23 protein-coding genes are annotated in these 20,313 nt (G+C 60.0%); 14 read left to right on the top strand and 9 right to left on the bottom strand.

Annotated elements, in window-relative coordinates; all coding sequences use genetic code 11:
- Window positions 1-63 precede the first annotated feature (63 nt).
- Together JJQ51_RS27785 and JJQ51_RS27780 are read left to right on the top strand one after the other, a co-directional pair.
- On the top strand, window positions 64-516 hold the full coding sequence (locus JJQ51_RS27785; protein WP_113329981.1) for an SRPBCC family protein: 453 nt from the start codon (window positions 64-66) through the stop codon (window positions 514-516).
- A gap of 36 nt (window positions 517-552) precedes the next feature.
- Window positions 553-1,011, top strand: coding sequence for a GNAT family N-acetyltransferase (locus tag JJQ51_RS27780; protein WP_113351323.1), 459 nt, complete (start codon window positions 553-555; stop codon window positions 1,009-1,011).
- Here the strand turns inward: JJQ51_RS27780 and JJQ51_RS27775 are convergent.
- From JJQ51_RS27775 to sppA, 3 genes are all read right to left on the bottom strand, one after another.
- Window positions 1,003-1,335, bottom strand: coding sequence for a LapA family protein (locus tag JJQ51_RS27775; RefSeq protein WP_069611376.1), 333 nt, complete (start codon window positions 1,333-1,335; stop codon window positions 1,003-1,005). The two genes, JJQ51_RS27780 and JJQ51_RS27775, sit on opposite strands and share 9 nt — an antisense overlap.
- 167 nt (window positions 1,336-1,502) lie before the next feature.
- A complete protein-coding gene (locus JJQ51_RS27770; protein WP_015338608.1) occupies window positions 1,503-1,811 on the bottom strand; it encodes an integration host factor subunit beta in 309 nt (102 codons plus the stop codon).
- 26 nt (window positions 1,812-1,837) lie between these two features.
- Window positions 1,838-2,794 carry a signal peptide peptidase SppA gene (gene sppA, locus JJQ51_RS27765; RefSeq protein ID WP_113351324.1) on the bottom strand — a complete coding sequence of 319 codons (957 nt, stop codon included), beginning with the start codon at window positions 2,792-2,794 and terminating at the stop codon, window positions 1,838-1,840.
- Between the two features lie 324 nt (window positions 2,795-3,118).
- On the opposite strand from sppA, the gene lptC reads away from it, so the two are divergent.
- The 6 genes from lptC to ptsN all read left to right on the top strand — a co-directional run bounded on the left by lptC (window position 3,119) and on the right by ptsN (window position 8,415).
- Window positions 3,119-3,805 carry an LPS export ABC transporter periplasmic protein LptC gene (gene lptC / locus JJQ51_RS27760; protein ID WP_113329978.1) on the top strand — a complete coding sequence of 229 codons (687 nt, stop codon included), beginning with the start codon at window positions 3,119-3,121 and terminating at the stop codon, window positions 3,803-3,805.
- On the top strand, window positions 3,802-4,455 hold the full coding sequence (locus tag JJQ51_RS27755) for an LptA/OstA family protein (protein ID WP_113351325.1): 654 nt from the start codon (window positions 3,802-3,804) through the stop codon (window positions 4,453-4,455). Before lptC ends, JJQ51_RS27755 begins: the two co-directional genes overlap by 4 nt.
- Window positions 4,456-4,492: 37 nt before the next feature.
- Window positions 4,493-5,281: an LPS export ABC transporter ATP-binding protein gene (gene lptB, locus JJQ51_RS27750; RefSeq protein ID WP_208409503.1), complete on the top strand. Its 789-nt coding sequence runs from the start codon at window positions 4,493-4,495 to the stop codon at window positions 5,279-5,281.
- A gap of 195 nt (window positions 5,282-5,476) precedes the next feature.
- The gene (rpoN, locus tag JJQ51_RS27745) at window positions 5,477-7,036 is read left to right on the top strand and encodes an RNA polymerase factor sigma-54 (protein WP_113351326.1); all 1,560 of its coding nucleotides are present in this window, start codon (window positions 5,477-5,479) and stop codon (window positions 7,034-7,036) included.
- Window positions 7,037-7,286: 250 nt separating this feature from the next.
- The gene (gene hpf / locus JJQ51_RS27740; protein WP_095433787.1) at window positions 7,287-7,862 is read left to right on the top strand and encodes a ribosome hibernation-promoting factor, HPF/YfiA family; all 576 of its coding nucleotides are present in this window, start codon (window positions 7,287-7,289) and stop codon (window positions 7,860-7,862) included.
- Between the two features lie 88 nt (window positions 7,863-7,950).
- Window positions 7,951-8,415 carry a PTS IIA-like nitrogen regulatory protein PtsN gene (gene ptsN, locus JJQ51_RS27735; protein ID WP_113329975.1) on the top strand — a complete coding sequence of 155 codons (465 nt, stop codon included), beginning with the start codon at window positions 7,951-7,953 and terminating at the stop codon, window positions 8,413-8,415.
- Between the two features lie 92 nt (window positions 8,416-8,507).
- Here ptsN and grpE read toward each other — a convergent pair whose 3' ends face one another.
- Complete coding sequence (gene grpE / locus JJQ51_RS27730; protein WP_112722001.1) at window positions 8,508-9,149, bottom strand: nucleotide exchange factor GrpE; 642 nt, start codon at window positions 9,147-9,149, stop codon at window positions 8,508-8,510.
- Window positions 9,150-9,364: 215 nt separating this feature from the next.
- Between grpE and JJQ51_RS27725 the strand changes: the two genes are divergently transcribed.
- Window positions 9,365-9,799, top strand: a complete 435-nt coding sequence (locus JJQ51_RS27725) for a GFA family protein (RefSeq protein ID WP_113351327.1) — start codon at window positions 9,365-9,367, stop codon at window positions 9,797-9,799.
- Between the two features lie 22 nt (window positions 9,800-9,821).
- On the opposite strand, the gene hrcA is transcribed toward JJQ51_RS27725, so the two are convergent.
- The gene (hrcA, locus tag JJQ51_RS27720) at window positions 9,822-10,910 is read right to left on the bottom strand and encodes a heat-inducible transcriptional repressor HrcA (protein ID WP_069611131.1); all 1,089 of its coding nucleotides are present in this window, start codon (window positions 10,908-10,910) and stop codon (window positions 9,822-9,824) included.
- A gap of 172 nt (window positions 10,911-11,082) precedes the next feature.
- Here hrcA and rph point away from each other — a divergent pair, with 172 nt between their 5' ends.
- The 4 genes from rph (at window position 11,083) to hemW (ending at window position 14,293) form a co-directional block, all read left to right on the top strand.
- Window positions 11,083-11,799, top strand: coding sequence for a ribonuclease PH (rph, locus tag JJQ51_RS27715; protein WP_015338597.1), 717 nt, complete (start codon window positions 11,083-11,085; stop codon window positions 11,797-11,799).
- Window positions 11,800-12,008: 209 nt separating this feature from the next.
- Complete coding sequence (locus JJQ51_RS27710) at window positions 12,009-12,425, top strand: VOC family protein (RefSeq protein WP_113351328.1); 417 nt, start codon at window positions 12,009-12,011, stop codon at window positions 12,423-12,425.
- A gap of 11 nt (window positions 12,426-12,436) precedes the next feature.
- On the top strand, window positions 12,437-13,081 hold the full coding sequence (rdgB, locus tag JJQ51_RS27705) for an RdgB/HAM1 family non-canonical purine NTP pyrophosphatase (RefSeq protein WP_152095586.1): 645 nt from the start codon (window positions 12,437-12,439) through the stop codon (window positions 13,079-13,081).
- A gap of 36 nt (window positions 13,082-13,117) precedes the next feature.
- Window positions 13,118-14,293, top strand: coding sequence for a radical SAM family heme chaperone HemW (gene hemW, locus JJQ51_RS27700; RefSeq protein ID WP_113351330.1), 1,176 nt, complete (start codon window positions 13,118-13,120; stop codon window positions 14,291-14,293).
- 292 nt (window positions 14,294-14,585) lie between these two features.
- Here the strand turns inward: hemW and JJQ51_RS27695 are convergent, their stop codons facing one another.
- Window positions 14,586-15,515, bottom strand: coding sequence for a DMT family transporter (locus tag JJQ51_RS27695; protein WP_152095587.1), 930 nt, complete (start codon window positions 15,513-15,515; stop codon window positions 14,586-14,588).
- Window positions 15,516-15,670: 155 nt separating this feature from the next.
- Between JJQ51_RS27695 and gcvA the strand changes: the two genes are divergently transcribed.
- Window positions 15,671-16,567 (top strand): transcriptional regulator GcvA, encoded by an 897-nt coding sequence (gene gcvA / locus JJQ51_RS27690; protein ID WP_173004585.1) that lies wholly within the window; start codon window positions 15,671-15,673, stop codon window positions 16,565-16,567.
- A gap of 78 nt (window positions 16,568-16,645) precedes the next feature.
- Here the strand turns inward: gcvA and dnaA are convergent, their stop codons facing one another.
- From dnaA to JJQ51_RS27675, 3 genes are all read right to left on the bottom strand, one after another.
- Complete coding sequence (gene dnaA, locus JJQ51_RS27685; RefSeq protein ID WP_069611125.1) at window positions 16,646-18,196, bottom strand: chromosomal replication initiator protein DnaA; 1,551 nt, start codon at window positions 18,194-18,196, stop codon at window positions 16,646-16,648.
- Between the two features lie 871 nt (window positions 18,197-19,067).
- The gene (gene rpsT / locus JJQ51_RS27680) at window positions 19,068-19,343 is read right to left on the bottom strand and encodes a 30S ribosomal protein S20 (RefSeq protein ID WP_004108374.1); all 276 of its coding nucleotides are present in this window, start codon (window positions 19,341-19,343) and stop codon (window positions 19,068-19,070) included.
- A 193-nt stretch (window positions 19,344-19,536) separates the two neighbouring features.
- Complete coding sequence (locus tag JJQ51_RS27675; RefSeq protein ID WP_145322240.1) at window positions 19,537-20,310, bottom strand: enoyl-CoA hydratase; 774 nt, start codon at window positions 20,308-20,310, stop codon at window positions 19,537-19,539.
- Window positions 20,311-20,313 lie beyond the last annotated feature (3 nt).

Here is a 20,313-nt window from a genome sequence, read left to right as displayed (position 1 = left end):
TGGCAAAGCGCTTTCCGATCTGCGATGATCCATGCACAAAATGTCACATTGGGAGGATTGTGCATGGACATGACCGGTGAGGAACGGATCGCAGCACCCAGAGACGCCGTTTGGGCTGCGCTGAACAATTCCGAAATCCTCAAACAATGCATTCCCGGCTGTCAAAGCCTCGACTGGGTCTCCCCGACGGAGCTGACGGCAACCGTCAAGCTGAAGATCGGCCCCGTTTCGGCTTCCTTCAACGGCGAGGTCAAGCTTTCCAACATCAATGCGCCGGAAAGCTATACGATCTCGGGAGAAGGAAAGGGCGGCATTGCCGGCTTTGCCAAGGGCGGCGCGGACGTCATACTCAAGGAAGACGGCAACGAGACCATCCTGCAATATGAGGCGAAGGCGCAGGTCGGCGGCAAGATCGCGCAGCTTGGCTCCCGCCTGGTCGATTCCAGCGCCAAGAAGCTGGCGCAGCAGTTTTTCGCCGATTTCACCGCTGCCATCAACGGCCAGGCGAGCGCCTGATTGCCAGCGGAATATTTCGGCCCCATATAGTCGATCATGACATCGAAATTCGAGACCTGGGCCGTCCGGCCTGCACGCGAACGGGACATGCAGCAGCTTGCGGAGATCTATCTCCGTGTCCGTCGCGAAACGTTCCTATGGGTCGATCCCGGCCATTTCGCCCTCGAGGATTTCGCCATTCATACCAATGGCGAACGCCTGTTCGTCTGCGAGGACGGGCATGGTGTAATTGCCGGCTTTGCCGCAGTCTGGGAGCCGGATGACTTCATCCATATGCTGTATGTTCTACCGGCCTTCCAGGGCCGCGGCGTCGGCAAGGCACTGCTTGCCGGCCTGCCGGATTGGCCTCGGCGTCGCTACCGGCTGAAATGCCTGGTCAAAAACATCCGCGCCATGGCCTTTTATAGGAGGCTCGGCTTCGAGATCGTCGGCGACGGCGCCTCGCCGGAGGGCGACTATAAAGAGATGCGGCTCGCCGACTTCACGTCACTTTGACGGCAGCTGCCCGGCGATTTCTTCGGCACGCGTGCGATGCTTATCGGCTTCGGCCTGCCAGCGCACCGCTTCCCGCGACTGATTGCGGGCACGTTTGCGATGCTTTCCCTGATTGAACCAGGTGACCGCGGCCCCGACGATCATACCGAGGATCAGCGCCACAAATAGCAAAACGAACAGCGGCGCATTCAGCGACAGCACCTGATCTTCCGGTCGGAACGGATTGAGGGCCAATGTCACGGATTGCCTGTTGGCGACGCAGAATATGATGAGGATGATGCCGAGCGGCAGCAATATCAGCAGATTGACGATCTTCTTGGCCATTGCGCAGCTCCTTTGTCCGCGGCCATGGATGTCCCGCACCCAAGCCGCCTTCAGCCGCAGAATAGAAAAGAGGCGGCTGAATTCAAGTGCCACCGCGTCGCGGCACAATCATGTCCGACAACTATTTCCGTCGGCGCATTTGGGGAAACTCGACCGGACTGGCCCGATCAGTTGTCGTCTTCCTCATCGTCGCCGGCGCCCGGATTCAGGCGCTCGCGCAATTCCTTGCCGGTCTTGAAGAAGGGAACCCATTTTTCTTCGACGAAGACCGTATCGCCGGTGCGCGGGTTGCGACCGGAGCGTGAAGGCCGGTTTTTGACGGAAAAAGCACCGAAGCCGCGAAGCTCAACCCGGTTTCCCGCTGCGAGCGCATCGGTGATCTCATCCAAGACAGCATTGACGATATTTTCGACGTCGCGGTGATAGAGATGCGGGTTGCGGGCGGCAACAATCTGCACCAGTTCCGACTTGATCACAGCTATCCCCTTAAATCATTGATTTATCAATTGGCTGCACCCTGCCAAACAGAAAGCAGGCCGTCAAGAAACAACTTATCGGTCATGATTTTCTGGAGACTCTCTCCTTTAATAAAATCATCATAACCGAGACGATTTAGCAACCAGGAAGCGGCACCCGGCCAAAAGAAGGACGAAGTTTTGTCTTCCGGCTTCCAATCGACGATCGGCAGATCCTTCTTGACCTTGCGCGTTTCGAGATAGGCGAGGATTTCGTCCTCGCCGCCGAGTGTGTCGATCAGCTTGTTCTGAAGCGCCTGGCGGCCGGTGAAGATGCTGCCGTCGGCAAGCTTCAGCACTTCGTCGCGCGACAGCTTGCGGCGATCCGCCACCAGATCGACGAACCAGCCATAGCTATCCATGACCATGTTGCGGATCATGTTCTTGGCGTCTTCGCTGGCAGGATGGAAGGGCGACGGTTCGGCCTTCAGCGGTGCCGACTTGATCTCATCGAGCGAAACGCCGACCTTGTCGAGCAGGTCCTTGACCTGCGGATACTGGAAGATGACGCCGATCGACCCGGTGATGGAGGTATCGCCCGCAACGATATCATCGCCGGCTGTCGCTATCATGTAGCCGGCAGAAGCTGCGACGGTGCGGATGTCCGATACGACCGGCTTCTTGGCGGCGACGGCGCGGATTGCCTTGAAGATGCGTTCGCCGCCATAGGTCGTTCCGCCGGTCGAAGAGATCGACACGATCAGCGCCTTGACCTGATCATTGTCGCGGATCTTCTTCAGCCGCTCCAGCAGCTCCGGATCATCCTGAATGAGCCCGGAAATCTTGACGCGGGCGATCTGCGGGCCCCGCGCATCCGGCAGGTCGGCCGAAACAAAGCGATAAAGCGCAAAACCCAATGCCACAAGGAGCAAAACGGCAACAATGCGCCAGAAACCAACCTTGCGGCGCAATTGTCGCCGATCCGCGATTGCAGAACTGTCCATCACGCCTTATTTCTCCCTGCAACAAATTGAAAGCGCCACAAACCGGATGTATGACACCTTGAAACGGGCACAATCCTTAGAGAAAAGCGTTTCCCGTTTTCGATGTCGTCGACGGACGCCGCTCTGCTGGTTCATGAGATAGGACATCGCCCGACCTGATGAAACCGGCTTATGGTATATTTTTCTGCTAAAATTCGCCTACAGCAGGAAAAAATCCATATTGGCAAGCCAGTGCAATAATGCGAAACGATCCGATAGGCTTTTTGGCACAGCCTCGCATAGCGTGAATGCGGTTCTCCGGATCATAAAAGACGGACCTGTTGCATGCTCAATACGATCGAGCCCCCCGGCGAGGCAATACGCTCGGTGCCGGAACGGAACGCGTATAAAGACGCGATTTTCCATTCTAACCGCGTAAAGCGGCTCAGGGTGCTGCTGCCGCTTGCCGCCATCATCATCTCGCTCCTTTTTATTGCCGTCTCCGTCATCCGCGCCTATCTGCCGGCAAACATCCAGATCGAGGGCGCCAAGATCGAGGATGGCAAGGTCGTCATGGAACGCCCCGCCATTGCCGGGCGCAACAAGGACGGTATCAACTACTCGCTGCTTGCCGAAAAAGCGCTTCAGGATATCAAGAATCCCAACATGATCACGCTCAAGACCATCAAGGCATCAATGCCGGTCAATACCGACGTGATCGCCCATGTTACGGCCGCGAGCGCGGATTTCGACCGCCAGGCCGATACACTGAAGCTGACCGAGCCCTTTACCATCCTGATGGACAACGGGCTGCACGCCGAATTCAAGACCGCCTTCCTGGATGTGAAGAAGGGGGACCTTTCCAGCCAGGACGAGGTTGCTATCACCCGCGGTGGTATGTCGGTTGTTGCGCGTTCGCTCAAGATGACGGATAAGGGGAGCGTAATCGAATTCGACGGGCAGGTTCGGATGAACATCGAACCTGCCGCTCTCCATAATTCAGATAGCCAACAGAAGCCGGGCGGTTCATGATAAAGTATTGGCCTAATTCAATTTTCAATTCCGGCTTGCGCAAGGCCGGCCTTCTCTGTGCTTTTGGCGCAGCCGCCTTCTTTGCGGCCGCAAGCGCCGGCGCGCAGTCGACGACCAGCTCGATGCCGGGTCTTGCCCTCTCCAAGGATCAACCGATCCAGATCGAAAGCGACAAGCTCGAGATCCATGACCAGGAGAGCCAGGCGGTCTTCACCGGCAATGTCAAGGTGGTCCAGGGCACCACGACCATGCAGGCCGGCAAGATGACGGTCTTCTATAAGAAGAAGCAGGCAGGAGATGCCAAGCAGCCCGACAATCCGGTCGCCAAGGCTGCCAAGGAGCAGAACCAGTCGCTCGTGTCGGGCGATGCCAACATCGACCACATTCTGGTCACCGACAAGGTCTACCTCGTTTCCGGAACGCAGACGGCGACGGCGGAGGACGGCTCCTTCGACATGGCCAACCAGCTTGCGATCCTCAAGGGCAAGAAGGTGGTTCTGACCGACGGACCGAATGTTTTCACAGGCTGCCAGCTCACCGTGCATATGGCGACGGGTGAAGCACAGCTGGATTCCTGTGGCGGTCGCGTCCAGATTCAGCTCGACCCGAAGTCGCAGCAAGTGCAGCAACAACAACAAAAGAAAAACTGATACCGGCCCCCTCGTGACGACATCGACCACATCCACCTTGCCCGGCGTGCCCGGGCCGTCTTCTGCGGCATCGAGCGCACCGGCCGCGGACAAGGCACGCTATAAGGGCACGCTGATCGCCCGGGGCCTCACCAAGACCTACCGGACGCGACGTGTCGTCAACGGTGTTTCGCTGGTGGTGCGCCGCGGCGAGGCAGTCGGGCTGCTGGGGCCGAACGGCGCCGGCAAGACGACGTGCTTCTACATGATCACCGGACTGGTACCGGTCGATGAAGGCACGATCGAGATCGACGGCAACAATGTTACCTCGATGCCGATGTATCGCCGGGCGCGGCTCGGTGTCGGCTACCTGCCGCAGGAAGCCTCGATCTTCCGTGGACTGACCGTGGAAGAAAACATCCGCGCCGTGCTCGAAGTCCACGAAAGGGACAAGACGAAGCGGGAGCGCAAGATCGACGAATTGCTGGAGGAATTCCACATTCGCAATCTGCGCAGCGTGCCGGCGATCGCGCTTTCAGGCGGCGAGCGGCGGCGCCTGGAAATCGCCCGCGCGCTGGCCACCGATCCGACCTTCATGCTGCTCGACGAACCTTTTGCCGGCGTCGACCCGATCTCGGTCGCCGACATTCAGAACCTCGTGCATCACCTGACGGCGCGCGGCATCGGCGTGTTGATCACGGACCACAATGTGCGCGAGACGCTCGGCCTGATCGACCGCGCCTATATCATCCATGCGGGTGAAGTCCTCACCCATGGCAGGGCGAACGACATCGTCAGCAATCCTGAAGTACGCAAGCTGTATCTGGGTGACAATTTCAGCCTCTGATAGGCTGAAATTCCTTCCTCCCATCCGCCAATATTAGCGAATGCTACCGCGCGCCGGAAATTTACTTCGGCTTCACAGTTCCGCTTGACCAAATCCAATAAAAAAGCAATTTTTGGGCCAGTTGGAATTTCGCGAGAATTTTAGTGAAAAGAGGCGCGGATTCCCGAGGAGTTCAAGGGGAGTCCCGCGTCCGCCATGGCATTATCGGCCAATCTTTTCCTGCGCCAAAGCCAGAGCCTGGTGATGACACCGCAACTGATGCAATCCATCCAGTTGCTGCAGATGACGCATTTCGAGCTCACGCAGTTCATCGCACAGGAAGTCGAAAAGAACCCGCTGCTGGAATTTGCGTCAAATGACGAGGATATAGGCAGCGGCGGCGATCGCGAGGCCAGGGACGAACGCTTCGAGACCATGGAAGAAGCCCATGGCGAGGATGGCTCCGAACGCAATGCCGGCGATCTTGCGAGCGACTGGTACGAGAGCGACAATACCGGCAACGCCAACCGGCTAAGCGACGAGCTCGACACCAATTTCAGCGACGTCTTTCCCGATGACGGCAACCCGCAGCGCGCCGATGCGCCGGAGCTGCTCAGCCAGTGGAAATCCATGCCCGGCGGCGATGCCGGTGAAGGCTACGACCTGGACGATTTCGTCGCGGGCCAGGTGTCGCTGCGCGATCATCTCAACGAACAGATTCCCTTCTCTCTTCCCGCCATGGGCGACCGGCTGATCGCCCAGCATCTCGTCGACCAACTCGACGACTGTGGCTATCTGCGCGGCGAACTCGGTGAGACGGCCGAACGCCTCGGTGCGACGCCTGCCGACGTCGAGCGCGTGCTGGAGGCCCTACAGCAACTCGATCCGCCCGGCGTGTTTGCCCGCTCCCTCAGCGAATGCCTGGCAATCCAGCTCCGGCAGAAGGATCGCTTCGATCCCGCCATGGAGCGGTTGATCGAGAATCTCGAGCTGCTTGCCCGGCGCGATTTCGCCACGCTGAAGCGGCTCTGCGGCGTCGATGAGGAAGACCTGCTCGACATGATGGCGGAAATCCGCCAGCTCAACCCGAAGCCCGGCAGCGGTTTCGAAACAGACATATCGGAGGCGATCATGCCCGATATCGTCGTGCGTCCCTCTGCGGACGGTAGCTGGCTGGTAGAACTCAATCCCGATGCGCTGCCGCGGGTATTGGTGAGCCAGTCCTATTTCGCCTCCGTCTCCAAGACCAGCCAGGACCATGCCTTTCTTTCGGAATGCCTGCAGAATGCCAACTGGTTGACCCGCAGCCTGGACCAGCGCGCCAAGACGATCATGAAGGTGGCAAGCGAGATCGTGCGGCAACAGGACGCGTTCCTACTGCATGGCGTCGACCATCTGCGGCCGCTCAACCTGAAAACCGTGGCGGATGCCATCAAGATGCATGAATCGACGGTCAGCCGCGTGACCTCGAACAAATACATGCTGACGCCACGCGGGCTGTTCGAGCTCAAATATTTCTTCACGGTTTCGATCGGCGCCGTCGAGGGCGGAGACAGCCATTCTGCAGAGGCCGTGCGCCACAAGATCCGTCTGCTGATCTCGAACGAGAGTCCGGATGCGGTCCTCTCTGACGACGATATCGTCGATACGCTGAAGAAGGGCGGGATAGAGCTTGCTCGCCGCACGGTTGCAAAGTACCGGGAAGCCATGAACATCCCCTCCTCCGTGCAACGGCGCCGGGAGAAGAGGGCTCTAGCCAAAGTTTCTGGTTTCTGACGGCCGGCAACCTTCAACCACAGGATGTCAAACTCCTAACGGTCCGTTAAGATGCAGTTGACTTTCGTATGAGGCAGGGCTAGAAGCCCGCCGCAATCGCTGCAGGACAGCACGACCATGAAACTTATCCCCACCATCCAAAAGGCGGTCGATATACGCAATTTGCCTTTGACTGCGTGAAGTGCTTGGATGAGCTTGAGGCTTGGCGTAAACTGATACGCGCAATAACCACTACAAGAAGGGAAACTCCATGAGTGTGCGTGTCTCCGGTAAACATATGGAAATTGGCGACTCCTTCCGTCAGCGGATCGAGGACCAGATCGGTATGGCCGTGACCAAATACTTCGACGGGGGGTATTCGGGTCAGGTAACTGTGCAGAAGTCCAGTTCGCGTTTTGCGGCCGATTGCAAGCTTCACCTCGATAGCGGTGTCGTATTGCATGCTGCCGGCGAAGCCATGGACCCGCAGCTTGCTTTCGACGCTGCGTCCGAGCGCATCGAAAAGCGCCTGCGTCGTTACAAGCGCAAACTCAAGGACCATCAAGCAGGCAATCACGTGAACGGTCAGGCGGAAGTCGCCTATACCGTCATGGACGGCGTTCCCGATGACGACGAGGAGATCCCTGCCGACTTCGCGCCGGCAATCGTCGCAGAGAGCACGAAACAACTGAAAACCATGTCGGTGGCGACCGCCGTGATGGCGCTCGATATGACCGACGAGCCGCTGCTGCTCTTCCGCAGCCCCGGCAACGAACACTTGAACATCGTCTACCGCCGTCAGGACGGCAACATTGGCTGGATCGACGCAGCCAATATCAAAGGCTGAGAATAGAAGATAAGCGGCGGCTGCGCATCATCGCAGCTGGCCGCCGCTTGCCCGTCATCGGTTCTCGGCGACACGAAGGATAAAGAGAATGGCATTGGCAGATTTGCTACAGCAAGATGCGATCATCCCCGCCTTGAAGGCAAATTCCAAAAAACAACTGCTTCAGGAGCTGGCCGCCAAAGCCTCCAAGCTCACCGGACTGCCCGAGCGCGAAATCTTCGATGTCGTGCTGCAGCGCGAGCGCCTCGGCTCCACCGGCGTCGGCAACGGTATCGCCATTCCCCACGGCAAGCTTGCCAGCATCAAGTCCATCGCCGGCATTTTCGCGCGCCTTGAAGCGCCCGTCGATTTCGAGGCGCTGGACGACCAGCCTGTCGATCTCGTCTTCCTGCTGCTCGCACCTGAAGGTGCCGGCGCGGACCACCTGAAGGCGCTCTCGCGCATCGCCCGCGTTCTGCGGGACCAGGATCTCGTCGCGAAGCTCCGCGCCACCGATTCCGCCACCGCCATCTACGCCTTCCTCAACGAAGAGCAGGCATCCAACGCCGCCTAACCGCTTGGATTACACTGGACCAAGGCAAAAATAAGAGCCGGATGATCCGAGATCGTCCGGCTCTCTTCTTTTATTGGCGTTGCCAAAAAAGATCAGGCGTCTTTCTCGTCCAGCGGGCTGTTGGCGCCCTGCTCGGCATTTTCGACGATCTTCGGGCCACCCTTGGCGACGCCGACCATGGCCGGGCGCAGAACGCGGTCGCCGATGACGAAACCGGCCTGCACCACCTGGACGACAGTGTTGTTCGGCACTTCCGGGTTCGGCACTTCGAACATGGCCTGATGGAAATTGGGATCGAATTTCTGCCCGATCGGCTCGAGCTGACGCACACCGTGACGCTCAAGGGCCGAGAGCATTGAACGCTCGGTCATCTCGACACCTTCGATCAGCGTCTTCAGGCCGGCATCGGCGCCATCACGGGCGTCGGCCGGAATGGCATCCAGCGTGCGGCGCAGGTTGTCGGCCACCGAGAGCATGTCGCGGGCAAAGCTTGCCACGGAATAGGACTTTGCATCCTTCACGTCGCGCTCGGTGCGGCGACGGAGGTTGTCCATCTCGGCAGCAAGGCGAAGGTAGCGATCACGCAGTTCGCCGTTCTCGGCCTTCAGCAGCTCAACCGGATCTGGCTGAGACGGCTCGGCTGCATCAACGGTTTCCGCTGCATCCTGCGCGAAATCCGCTGACGTGTCAGCCGCCGTGGCGTCAGGTCCGGTTTTTGTTGTTTCGTCGGTCATGACGGTCTCCGAATTGCTTGGTCTTTGGATGTGCCCGATATCGAGGTTTGGCCGGAAAAAATCAAGGCTTTGTCGAGAAGAACAGCCAAATCCTGGCTTTGCGGCGGCGGCAATACGGCTCGCCGCTCCCGGACGCTGTTCAAGACGTCGACTGTTCAGCCCTCCTTCCCGGTGGTATGCTGAACTGCATCTCAGCACAGCGTGAGGTGACATCAATGTCTAATGGCAAATCCCTTTCAGGCAAGTGTTTCTGTGGCGCGGTGGAAATCGCAGTCGATGGCGAGCCAATGGCGATGGGTTACTGTCATTGCGACTCCTGTCGGGAATGGTCGGCAGGGCCGGTCAATGCCTTCTCGCTCTGGCCGCCGGAAGCCGTTCACATCACCAAGGGCGCGGACAAAATCGGCAGTTATCAGAAAACCGAAAAGAGCGTGCGCAAGTGGTGCACGGTCTGCGGCGGCCATCTTTTGACCGAGCATCCGCCGTGGGGCGTCACGGACGTCTATGCAGCGGTCCTTCCCGACCTCGATTTTCAGCCTGGCATGCATGTCAACTACGAGACGACAGTGCTGCATCTGAGAGACGGGCTGCCAAAGCAGAAGGACTTTCCAGCCGAGATGGGCGGATCTGGAACTTTGCTTCCCGATTGACCGCAGCAGCTAAATCCGCTCCTCAGATTCCAGGCCGGGACAGCCGCGAAATCAGCTGAGCGGTATAATCGACCATGGGCACGATGCGCGCATAATTCAGCCGCGTCGGGCCGATAACGCCGACCGCGCCGACGATGCGATCGTCCTCGTCGCGATAGGGTGCGACGATGAGCGAGGAGCCGGACAGTGAGAAGAGCTTGTTTTCCGAGCCGATGAAGATGCGCACGCCCGGTCCGCTCTCGGCAAGATTGAGGATCTCGATGAGGCTGTCCTTCTTTTCGAGATCATCGAAGAGGAGGCGCAGGCGATCCAGATCCTCCGCGCCGCCGATTTCGGCCAGCAGGTTGGAGTGGCCACGCACGATGAGCTGTGTCGGCTTGCCGTCGTCATCGCCACCGGACCATACGGCAATACCGCGCTCAACCAGCTGATGTGACAGGCTGTCCAGCTCCTGGCGCACGCTTTCCTTGAGGCTCTGCAATTGCCGCCGCAATTCCGGCATCGTCTGGCCGGTCATATGGGCGTTGAGGAAGTTGGCGGCCTCCGTCAGCTGCGACGAGGTCGTGCCGGCCGGCAGCTCGATGATGCGGTTTTCGACCTGATCGTGCTCGCCGACGAGCACGGCGAGCGCCTTGGTCGGCTCCAGCCGGATAAATTCCACGTGCTTGAGAACGGGATCGCTCTTGGAGGTAATGACGAGCCCGGCACCGCGCGAAATGCCCGATAGCACCCGGCTTGCTTCCGACATCATCGATTCCACCGGCTGGTCACGATTGCCGCCGCGCACCTGCCGATCGATATTGGCTCGATCCTCGGCGGAGAGATCCCCGACCTGCATGAAAGCATCGACGAAGAAGCGCAGACCGACCTGAGTCGGCAAGCGCCCGGCGCTCACATGCGGCGAATAGATGAGTCCCAGCTCCTCCAGATCGCTCATGACATTGCGCACGGAAGCCGGCGACAGCGACATGGGCAGCAGGCGTGAAAGATTGCGCGAGCCCAGGGGCTCGCCATTTTCCAGATAGCCTTCGACGATGCGGCGGAAGATTTCCTTGGAGCGTTCGTCCAGTGCAGCAATGACATCCGAGACCGACGATGTCGTGAATACCATTTCGCTGTCAGATCCATTCCGTTGAGCCTTAGGCAAAATATAATCATTCAGTTAGCAATGGCAAAAGGGAAAAATGTCGCCGTCGCCGCTGAGCGTCTTTGCGGCCTGCTTTTCCTTTGCAAAAGCGGCCTGCGGGTCGTAGAAGCGGTCAACGAACATTCAGGAGAGTGGAATGCGGCCTTCAGGCAGAAAAACCGACCAGATGCGCAAGGTGTCGTTCGAGCGCAATTTTTCCAAGCATGCGGAAGGCTCCTGCCTGGTGAAATTCGGCGATACGCATGTGCTCTGCACGGCAAGCCTGGAAGACAAGACGCCGCCATGGCTGCGCAACAGCGGCAAAGGCTGGGTCACGGCGGAATACGGCATGCTGCCGCGCGCGACAGGCGAGCGCATGAAGCGCGAAGCAGCCGCCGGCAAGCAGGGCGGCCGCACGCAGGAAATCCAGCGCCTCATCGGCCGTTCGCTGCGCGCTGTCGTCGACCTCAAGGAATTGGGCGAGCGCCAGATCACCGTCGACTGCGACGTCATCCAGGCCGATGGCGGCACGCGCACGGCCTCGATCACCGGCGGCTGGATCGCGCTCTATGACTGCCTGAAGTGGATGGAAAGCCGCAACATGGTCAAGGTCGAGCGCGTGCTGAAAGATCACATCGCCGCTATCTCCTGCGGTATCTTTGCCGATCAGCCCGTCATCGATCTCGACTATCTTGAGGATTCTTCGGCGGAGACCGATGCCAATTTCGTCATGACCGGCAAGGGCGGCATCGTCGAGATTCAGGGAACGGCTGAAGGCGCCCCCTTCAGCGAAGAAGAATTCGCCACGCTGATGCATCTGGCCAAAAACGGCATTGCCGAACTGGTGGAGCTGCAGAAGCAGGCCATCGCCTGAGGATATCAACGAATGCGGAGCGTGCAGCCTGCCCCTCATCCGGTCCCTGAGTTTATCGAAGGGCGGCCCCCTTCTCCCCGTCTCGACGGGGAGAAGGGGCAAGGCGTACCTGCCGTCATCTCTCAGCTTCGCGGGAATCGGGAGGCGCCCATAATATATGAGGTCGTTCCCTCGCCCCGTGAGCGGGGAGAGGGTGAGGGGCTAATCCGTTGAGCAATGCGACACTCACAGGCGTTCTTGAAACTGCCCTCTATGCAGACGATCTCGATGCCGCCGAAGCCTTTTATAGCGGCGTACTCGGGTTGAAGAAGATATCGCGAGGCGGCAACCGCCACGTCTTCTATCGCTGCGGGCCGGGTGTGCTCCTGATCTTCAACAGTGAAGAAACGGTCAAGCCGCACGAGCCGGGCGCCCTGCCCGTGCCGCCGCATGGGACTAAGGGTCATGGTCACGTTTGCTTCCGTGTCGATGGCAACGATATCGAGGCCATGGCCGAGAGGCTAAAGGCTGCCGGTGTCGATATCGAAGCCGATTTTCACTGGCCGAATGGCGGCCGTTCGATCTATTTCCGCGATCCGGCCGGCAACAGCCTGGAATGCGCCGAACCCCGCATCTGGGGCCTATGACAGGACAGCACATGCGCAAGCTCGATACTAAGACTATCGTCGTCGCCAGCCACAATGCCGGCAAGATCCAGGAAATCCGCGATCTGATCGGGCCGCTCGGCTTTACCGCCAAGTCCGCCGCCGATCTCAACTTCATCGAACCGGACGAAACGGGCACGACCTTCGAAGAAAATGCGACGATCAAGGCGCTGGCCTCCGCCAATGCCTCCGGCCTGCCGGCACTCTCGGACGATTCCGGTCTGGTTATCGATGCACTCGGCGGCGATCCCGGCGTCTATACGGCCAATTGGGCGGAGACGGCTGACGGGACGCGTGACTTCGCCATGGCCATGCGGAAGGTCGAAACCGCCCTGGAAAAGGCCGGCGCCACCACGCCGGAGAGCCGCACGGCCCGCTTCGTCAGCGTGCTCTGCCTTGCCTGGCCCGATGGACATACCGAGCTTTTCCGCGGCGAAGTGGAAGGCACGGTCGTCTGGCCGCCGCGCGGCAGCCAAGGCTTCGGCTACGATCCGGTCTTCCAGCCGGAGGGATACCAGACCACATTCGGCGAAATGAGCGCCAAGCAAAAGCATGGCTGGAAGCCCGGCGACGAGCAGGCGCTGTCGCACCGCGCCCGCGCCTTCAAGATCTTTGTCGAAACCTGCCTGGAGGCGTAAGCTAATCCCGTGGAAATCGTGGACACACAAGATCTGATGCACGGGGCGCAATTGCTGCCCGATACCGGCGAACCCGGTTTCGGCGTCTATGTGCATTGGCCCTTTTGCGCGGCTAAGTGTCCCTACTGCGATTTCAACAGCCATGTCCGCCATCAGCCTGTCGATCAGGAGCGCTTTGCCGCCGCCTTTCTGAAGGAAATGGCGACGATGCGGATGATCAGCGGCCCGAAGACAGTGACAAGCGTCTTCCTCGGCGGCGGCACGCCGTCGCTGATGAAGCCGGAAACGGTCGGCGCAGTGCTCGATAGCATTGCTAGGACATGGCATGTGCCTGATGGTATCGAGATCACCATGGAAGCTAATCCGTCCAGCGTCGAAGCGGAGCGCTTTCGCGGCTATCGCGCCGCCGGCGTCAATCGCGTGTCGATGGGCGTGCAGGCGCTGAACGATCGCGACCTGAAATTCCTCGGACGTCTGCACAATGTCGAGGATGCGCTGAAGGCGATCAGGCTGGCGCGCGAGATCTTCCCGCGCATGTCCTTCGACCTCATCTATGCCCGCCCCAACCAGACCGTAGAGGAATGGGAACGCGAGCTGAAGGAGGCGATCTCCTATGCGGTCGATCACCTCTCGCTCTATCAGCTGACGATCGAGGAAGGCACGCCCTTCTACGGCCTTCACAAGGCCGGAAAGTTGATCGTGCCCGATGGCGATCAGTCGGCGCTGCTTTATGAAGCGACGCAGGAGATCACCGAGCGCGAGGGCATGCCGGCCTATGAGGTCTCCAATCACGCGCGCCCCGGCGCCGAGAGCCGGCACAATCTCACCTATTGGCGCTACGGAGACTATGCCGGGATCGGCCCCGGCGCCCATGGCCGCCTTACCAGAGGCCCGCAGAAGCTGGCGACCGCGACCGAGCGCAAGCCGGAAAGCTGGCTCGAGATGGTCGAGCGGGACGGGCACGGCATGGTCGACCAGGAAATGCTTGGCTTCGACGAACAGGCCGACGAATTGCTGCTGATGGGCCTGCGGCTGCGGGAGGGCGTCGATCTCGCCCGCTGGCAGCAGCTTTCCGGCCGCGATCCCGACCCGCAGCGCGAAGCGTTTTTACTGGAACACGGCTTCATAGAGCGGATCGGCAATTCCCGCCTGCGCTGCACGCCGGCGGGAATGCTGGTTCTCGACTCGGTCGTCGCCGATCTCGCCTGCTGACCACTTTCCCCTCGAGAGCGGCGTCACGAAGCGGCGGATGGGGGTGATCCCGCATGTGAGATGATGACTCGGCTGTTGACGAGATCGCCCCACCCCGGCACTACGTGCCGACCCTCCCCCTCAAGGGAAGGGTAATCGCATATGGACAGGTTAGCCCCTCATCCGTCCTCTCACAGTTCGCTTCGCTTAACTGTTCGAGTCCACCTTCTCCCCGTACGCGGGGCGAAGGGAGTTGATGAGATCGCCCCGTCTCCCCGTCAAAACGGGGAGAGGGCTGGGTGAGGGGCACCTTCTATTTCATATGCAATGGCCCTACCCTCGAGGGAAGGGTGAAGAGGCGGCCATCGATTGCCGCCAGACCCACCGCTATCAGGGCCATGCCGATGAAATGTTTCGGCTGCAGGCTTTCGCCGAGAATGAGCGCGCCGAGCAGGATGGCGCTGACGGGGATCAGGAAAGTCACCAGCATCAGGTTGGTCGCGCCGGCCGTCGCCAGGATGCGGAAGAACAACACATAGGCAATGGCGGTCGACAGGATGGCCAGGCCGGCCAGCGCCGCCCAAGTCTCGGTGGACGGCATTGCCAGCGTCCACGGGCGATCGACGAAGAGCGCGATTGGCAGCAGCATTATCGCCGAGCCCGTAACCTGACCGGCGGCCGGAATGATCGGTGCCAGCCCCATGCGGCGGAAGCGCCGCCCGAAAATACCGGCGAGTGAGTAGCTGAAAGCAGCGCCCAGCACAGCCAGCTGCGCCAGCACGTTGGAACCGAGGCTCGTCAGCACCGAGGGGCCGATCATCAGGGCCACGCCGACAAAGCCGACGATGACGCCGAGCAGGCGGTTGCCAGTCATCTTCTCATCCTCCGTCAGGAAATGGGCGACGACCACGGCAAAGAGCGGCGTGGTGGCATTGAGGATGGAGGCAAGCCCGCTGGCGATATGGGTTTGCCCCCAGACGATCAGCAGGAAGGGAATGACATTGTTGAGGAAGCCCATGCCGAAGAAGGCGAGCCAGGTCTGACGGTCTTTCGGCATCGCATGCCCGGTGGCACGCACGATGACATGCAGAGCAATGGCGGCGAGTGCGACGCGCGCCGTGACGATGGTGAAGGGCGGCAGCTCGCGCACCAGAATGCCGTTGAACAGGAAGGAGCCGCCCCATAGGACGGATAGCCCCACCAGCATGCTCCATTCGACCGCGCCCATGGATTTCTGTGCCATCTGATCATCTCCAGCATCAGCTGATTGAGTTTTACTTATTTGTTGCCAATCGCGGCATGATTGCTAACCACCGTAATTGCTGGAATAATCGCGCTATATGGAGGCTCTGGCAAACGAGTCTTTTTCGAATTATGGTTTAGCAGAGCTCAATCATCATGGATCAACTGCCATCCCTTTCGGCGCTGCGCGCCTTCGAGGCCTCCGCCCGGCATCTCAGCATGACGCTGGCTGCAAGCGAGCTGCATGTGACGCCAGGCGCCATCAGCCTGCAGATCCGCGACCTCGAAAGCAGCCTCGGGGTACGACTTTTCGAGCGGCGAGCCCGCAGCCTGGCGCTGACGAGTGAAGGCGCCGAGTATTTCGCGACAATGCGAACGGCCTTCCGCCTCATCCGCGAGGCGACAGCGGCCTTGGCGATGCGCGCCAAGGATACGGTGCTGACCCTTACCTGCACTGCCGGCTTTGCCACGCACTGGCTGGTGCCGCGGCTGCGGCGCTTCGAGGAGGCCCATCCCGATATCGACCTGCGCATCAGCGCTTCCTATCGCATGATGGATTTCCAGCGGGATGGGATCGACATTGCCATTCGCCACGGCCTCGGCGGCTACGAGGGACTGGCAAGCGAGAGATTTCTCGATGATGAATATGTGCCGGTCTGCGCGCCGGAAATGGCAGCGGCGCTTGGCCCCTCTCCCGCTGTCGATGACTTGGCCGGCCTGACGCTGATCCACGATGTCTATCGGCGCGACTGGGAGCTCTGGCTGAAGGCGGTCGGCGCCACGCGGGTGGATGCCATGCACGGACCGGTCTTCACCGATGGCATGGGCGCTTATCACGCCATGAAGGCAGGCCTCGGCATCGCGCTGATGCGCCGGTCCTTCGTGGAGCAGGAGCTGGCTGAGGGCACGCTCGTTGCGCCTTTCCCGACCGGATTTGCGAGCGCGCTTGCCTATCATCTCGTCTATCAGCCGGGTGCGCTGGAAAGGCCGGCCGTCGCGGCCCTGCGCGCCTGGTTATTTTCAGAGGTATCGCGCACGACGCCGCCGACCTAAAGTGCGCTTGGAGCGCAAAAAGAAACGGCCGGCGATCAAGCCGGCCGTAGACTATGTGGTGAATGCCGATCGCTCGGCTTATTCGTTGATGAGACGCTTCAGCAGCTCGATCTCGTGCGACAGCTTGCTGTCGCCGGCGATCAGTTCCTCGATCTTGCGCACCGCATGCAGGACCGTGGTGTGATCGCGGCCACCGAAGCGACGGCCGATTTCCGGAAAGGAACGCGGCGTCAGCGTCTTCGACAGGTACATGGCGATCTGGCGTGGCTTAACGATGACGCGCGTACGGCGGTTCGAAACCAGTTCCTGGCGCGACACATTGTAGTGGCGGGCGACGATGCGCTGGATGTCCTCGATGCGGACGCGGCGCGGCTCGCCGGAGCCGACCAGATGCGCCAGCAGCTCGTCGACGCGCTCGACCGTCAGGTTCGGCTCAAAGGAGCGGCGGAAGATAAGCTGGTTGAAGGCTCCTTCCAGCTCGCGGCCGCTGGCGGTGACGTTGCGGGCGACATGCGAGAGGATTTCGGCCGGGATTTCCAGCGACGGATCATCCTGACGGGCAGCATCGAGACGGCGCTTGAGGATCTCAAGGCGCATTTCATAGTCCGGCGCCTCGACTTCGATCGCTACACCGCCCTGCAGGCGCGAACGAACGCGGGGATCGAGCGATTCCAGCTCCCAGGGAGCGCGATCGGCAGCAACGACGACCTGCTTGGCGCTGTCGAGCAGCATGTTCAACAGATGGCAGAACTCGTGCTGGATCATCTTGCCCTGCAGGAACTGCATGTCGTCGATGATGAGCAGGTCGATATTGCGCAGCGAGTCCTTCAGCGTCAGCGCGTCATTATCGCGGATAGCGGTTGCGAAGCGCCACATGAAGTATTCCGCCGTCAGATAGACGACACGCAGGCCGCGCGGGTTCTGCACCGCTGCATTGGCGATCGCCTGCAGCAGATGCGTCTTGCCGAGACCAACGGTCGCATGGACGAAGAGCGGATTGAAACGCACGGCGCCGGAGCCGGCTTCGGCGATGGTCTTTGCCGCGGCAAGGCTGACGCGGTTCGAGCTGCCTTCGACGAACGTATCGAAGGTGAAGCGGGAATCGAGCGGAGAGCCGAAGAGCGGCGCACCCGCCGTCGCGGGCCGGGCAGCCGCAGCCGCGCTCACCGCCTGGGCAACCACCTGGCCAGCCGGCTGGGCGACGGCGCGGCGGATCGGCGCGACAGCCGTTTGATCCGGCACCGCCGGCTGCTCATCGGCGCATGGCTTCGCGCCCTGCCGGGTCGCGGTGCGCACCAGAATTTCGACTTTGAGGATCTCGGCATCCTCAGCCTGGAACAGGCTGGTGATGAGATCGAGATAGCGATTGTTGATCCAGGACTTCAGAAATGTCGTCGGGACCGTGAGGCGAACGACGCTCTTCGATACCGAATGAAGCTTGAGCCGCGCAAACCAGCTGGCATAGACATCGGGTCCGACCTGAGCCTTCAAGCGCGCGCTGACGCGCTCGAACAAGTTACTTTGCGCCACGTCACCCTTTTCCCCCGCCGCTTCTAAGCAAACCGCACCGAACGCCTGCGCATTGTCCCCATTTTCCAACGCACCCGTCGCCCTCGTATGTATCTGCATATAGTGCCGCCTTCCACAGTCTCTTTATAGGGCGGGAGCACATCACTGCCGCCCTTGGTTCTTCGCCATGGCATGACGGTCACGCTCGTTGTCCAAGCTGCGCCGCATACCGGTTCATCAGCCACGCCCGGCCTGCGGGCTTTACAGGAACACTGTGGCAAAAACCGCTCTTTAAAGCAGCCTTCGTCTCGGCGTCTGTAACCGGAGCATCAATCGGCCCTCGTATTCCGACTGACCGCTCCAATGGCTGTCAATTTTTCTCCCCTCCCTGCAGCCGCGCCAATGATTTGGGCCGCAAAGGACAGACAAGCTTCCTCGTTCCGCAAGCGTCGCCGCTTCCGGTTCTTACTCGTCAACTGTTTGAAAAAACGGAACTGAACTGCTCCGTCACAAGAGACAAAACCACCTCCACCGCCATACGTGACGGTGTTTGCCGAAGCCGTTTAAGGTGAGATCCGCGCCCCTTGTTGAAATCCATTTAGGCAGGATCGAAGGCAGATATCAACGATGAATTTTACACAAAATTAAGAGGCGGCCATTGACTCCGGAGGCCATTTTTGACTGTCACAAGCCCTTCAAAAAAGAATCGCTGTTGAATCAAAGAGATTCCTGTCGAACGCGATTCCCACAGCTTTCAAAAGAAAAAAAATAAAAAATCCCTTGACTCAGTTGTGAGCCGGCAATGCGTCATGCAGATCACCCAGCGCTGGGATATCCTGCCGCAACCCTCTGTTTCCAAAGGTATATTTCTGTCACGTCAATGACATGATCGGCCGGCCATTTTTGGCAATGCGGCATTTTTTTGGCCGAATCCAAAAAGCCCGGCGCGAGGGCCGGGCTTAACTCTAACGATTAAATCGTTAACGAAAGATTATGCAGTCGGGGCCGAAAGGGCCTTCACACGCTTGGCAAGACGCGAAACCTTGCGGGAAGCGGTGTTGGCGTGAAGCACGCCCTTGGTGGCTGCGCGAGCCAGTTCCGGCTGAGCAGCAACGAAAGCTGCCTTTGCGCGATCTGCATCACCCGATGCGATGGCTTCTTCGACCTGGCGAACGAACGTGCGAACGCGCGAGCGACGAGCCTTGTTGACATCGGTGCGGCGGGCGATCTTGCGGGTCGCTTTTTTCGCCGAGGTAGTATTGGCCATGTATGCCTCTCTTAGAATTCGAACAAAACTCCATCCTTGCGGCGCGGGCCCCATGGCCACTTCATCCAGCAATGCGGGAGCAATTGCGGAAAACCAGAGCGGCTTTCCAAACTGTGGCGGGCATATAACCGGAATGAGCCGCGTCGTCAACGCGGATTCTCGCCAAACCCGCGTAATTCCTGAATCCCGACCCTTAGCGGTTCTTGAAGGACGGCTTGCGCTTCTCGACGAAGGCCGCCATGCCCTCCTTCTGATCCTCTGTGGCAAACAGGCTATGGAACAGGCGGCGCTCGAAACGCAACCCCTCCTCAAGCGTGGTTTCGAAAGCACGGTTGACCGCTTCCTTGGCCATCAGCACCGAGGGAAGCGATAACGATGCGATCTTGGCGGCGGCGGCCAGCGCCTCCTCGAGTAGCTTGTCCGCCGGCACGACGCGCGCCACGAGGCCGGAACGTTCCGCCTCTGCCGCATCCATCATGCGACCGGTCAATACCAGGTCCATCGCCTTCGCCTTGCCGACCGCGCGCGTGAGTCGCTGTGAGCCGCCCATGCCAGGGATGACGCCGAGCGTGATTTCCGGCTGGCCGAATTTGGCGGTCTCCGAGGCGATGATGAAATCGCACATCATCGCCACCTCGCAGCCGCCGCCGAGCGCGAAGCCGCTGACCGCCGCGATAACGGGCTTGCGGGCATTGGCGATCTCGGCCCAGCCGCTGAAGAAGTCATTCTTGTAAGCGTCGACGAAATCGAGCGACTGCATTTCCTTGATGTCGGCGCCGGCGGCAAAGGCCTTTTCCGAGCCGGTGAGCACGATCGCGCCGATGGCATCATCGAGATGAAAAGCGGCATAGGCCTGCTTTAATTCGGAGAGGACCGTTGAATTCAGCGCATTCAGCGCCTGCGGCCGATTGATCCTGATGAGACCGACGGCCCCATGTGTTTCGACGATGAGGGTTTCGTAAGCCACGTC

It is taken from the genome of Rhizobium sp. AG207R (assembly GCF_027109195.1).
Lineage (GTDB): Bacteria > Pseudomonadota > Alphaproteobacteria > Rhizobiales > Rhizobiaceae > Rhizobium > Rhizobium dioscoreae.
The sequence above is the reverse complement of the archived record's forward strand: the minus strand, read 5'-3'. Positions and strand labels throughout refer to the sequence as shown.

Bases quoted from the DNA above. Each gene is read 5' to 3' on its own strand.
- JJQ51_RS27785 (WP_113329981.1), top strand. From the start codon at position 64: ATGGACATGACCGGTGAGGAACGGATCGCAGCACCCAGAGACGCCGTT.
- JJQ51_RS27780 (WP_113351323.1), top strand. From the start codon at position 553: ATGACATCGAAATTCGAGACCTGGGCCGTCCGGCCTGCACGCGAACGG.
- JJQ51_RS27775 (WP_069611376.1), bottom strand. From the start codon at position 1,335: ATGGCCAAGAAGATCGTCAATCTGCTGATATTGCTGCCGCTCGGCATC.
- sppA (WP_113351324.1), bottom strand. From the start codon at position 2,794: ATGGACAGTTCTGCAATCGCGGATCGGCGACAATTGCGCCGCAAGGTT.
- lptC (WP_113329978.1), top strand. From the start codon at position 3,119: ATGCTCAATACGATCGAGCCCCCCGGCGAGGCAATACGCTCGGTGCCG.
- JJQ51_RS27755 (WP_113351325.1), top strand. From the start codon at position 3,802: ATGATAAAGTATTGGCCTAATTCAATTTTCAATTCCGGCTTGCGCAAG.
- rpoN (WP_113351326.1), top strand. From the start codon at position 5,477: ATGGCATTATCGGCCAATCTTTTCCTGCGCCAAAGCCAGAGCCTGGTG.
- hpf (WP_095433787.1), top strand. From the start codon at position 7,287: ATGAGTGTGCGTGTCTCCGGTAAACATATGGAAATTGGCGACTCCTTC.
- ptsN (WP_113329975.1), top strand. From the start codon at position 7,951: ATGGCATTGGCAGATTTGCTACAGCAAGATGCGATCATCCCCGCCTTG.
- grpE (WP_112722001.1), bottom strand. From the start codon at position 9,149: ATGACCGACGAAACAACAAAAACCGGACCTGACGCCACGGCGGCTGAC.
- JJQ51_RS27725 (WP_113351327.1), top strand. From the start codon at position 9,365: ATGTCTAATGGCAAATCCCTTTCAGGCAAGTGTTTCTGTGGCGCGGTG.
- hrcA (WP_069611131.1), bottom strand. From the start codon at position 10,910: ATGGTATTCACGACATCGTCGGTCTCGGATGTCATTGCTGCACTGGAC.
- rph (WP_015338597.1), top strand. From the start codon at position 11,083: ATGCGGCCTTCAGGCAGAAAAACCGACCAGATGCGCAAGGTGTCGTTC.
- rdgB (WP_152095586.1), top strand. From the start codon at position 12,437: ATGCGCAAGCTCGATACTAAGACTATCGTCGTCGCCAGCCACAATGCC.
- hemW (WP_113351330.1), top strand. From the start codon at position 13,118: ATGCACGGGGCGCAATTGCTGCCCGATACCGGCGAACCCGGTTTCGGC.
- JJQ51_RS27695 (WP_152095587.1), bottom strand. From the start codon at position 15,515: ATGGCACAGAAATCCATGGGCGCGGTCGAATGGAGCATGCTGGTGGGG.
- gcvA (WP_173004585.1), top strand. From the start codon at position 15,671: ATGGATCAACTGCCATCCCTTTCGGCGCTGCGCGCCTTCGAGGCCTCC.
- dnaA (WP_069611125.1), bottom strand. From the start codon at position 18,196: ATGCAGATACATACGAGGGCGACGGGTGCGTTGGAAAATGGGGACAAT.
- rpsT (WP_004108374.1), bottom strand. From the start codon at position 19,343: ATGGCCAATACTACCTCGGCGAAAAAAGCGACCCGCAAGATCGCCCGC.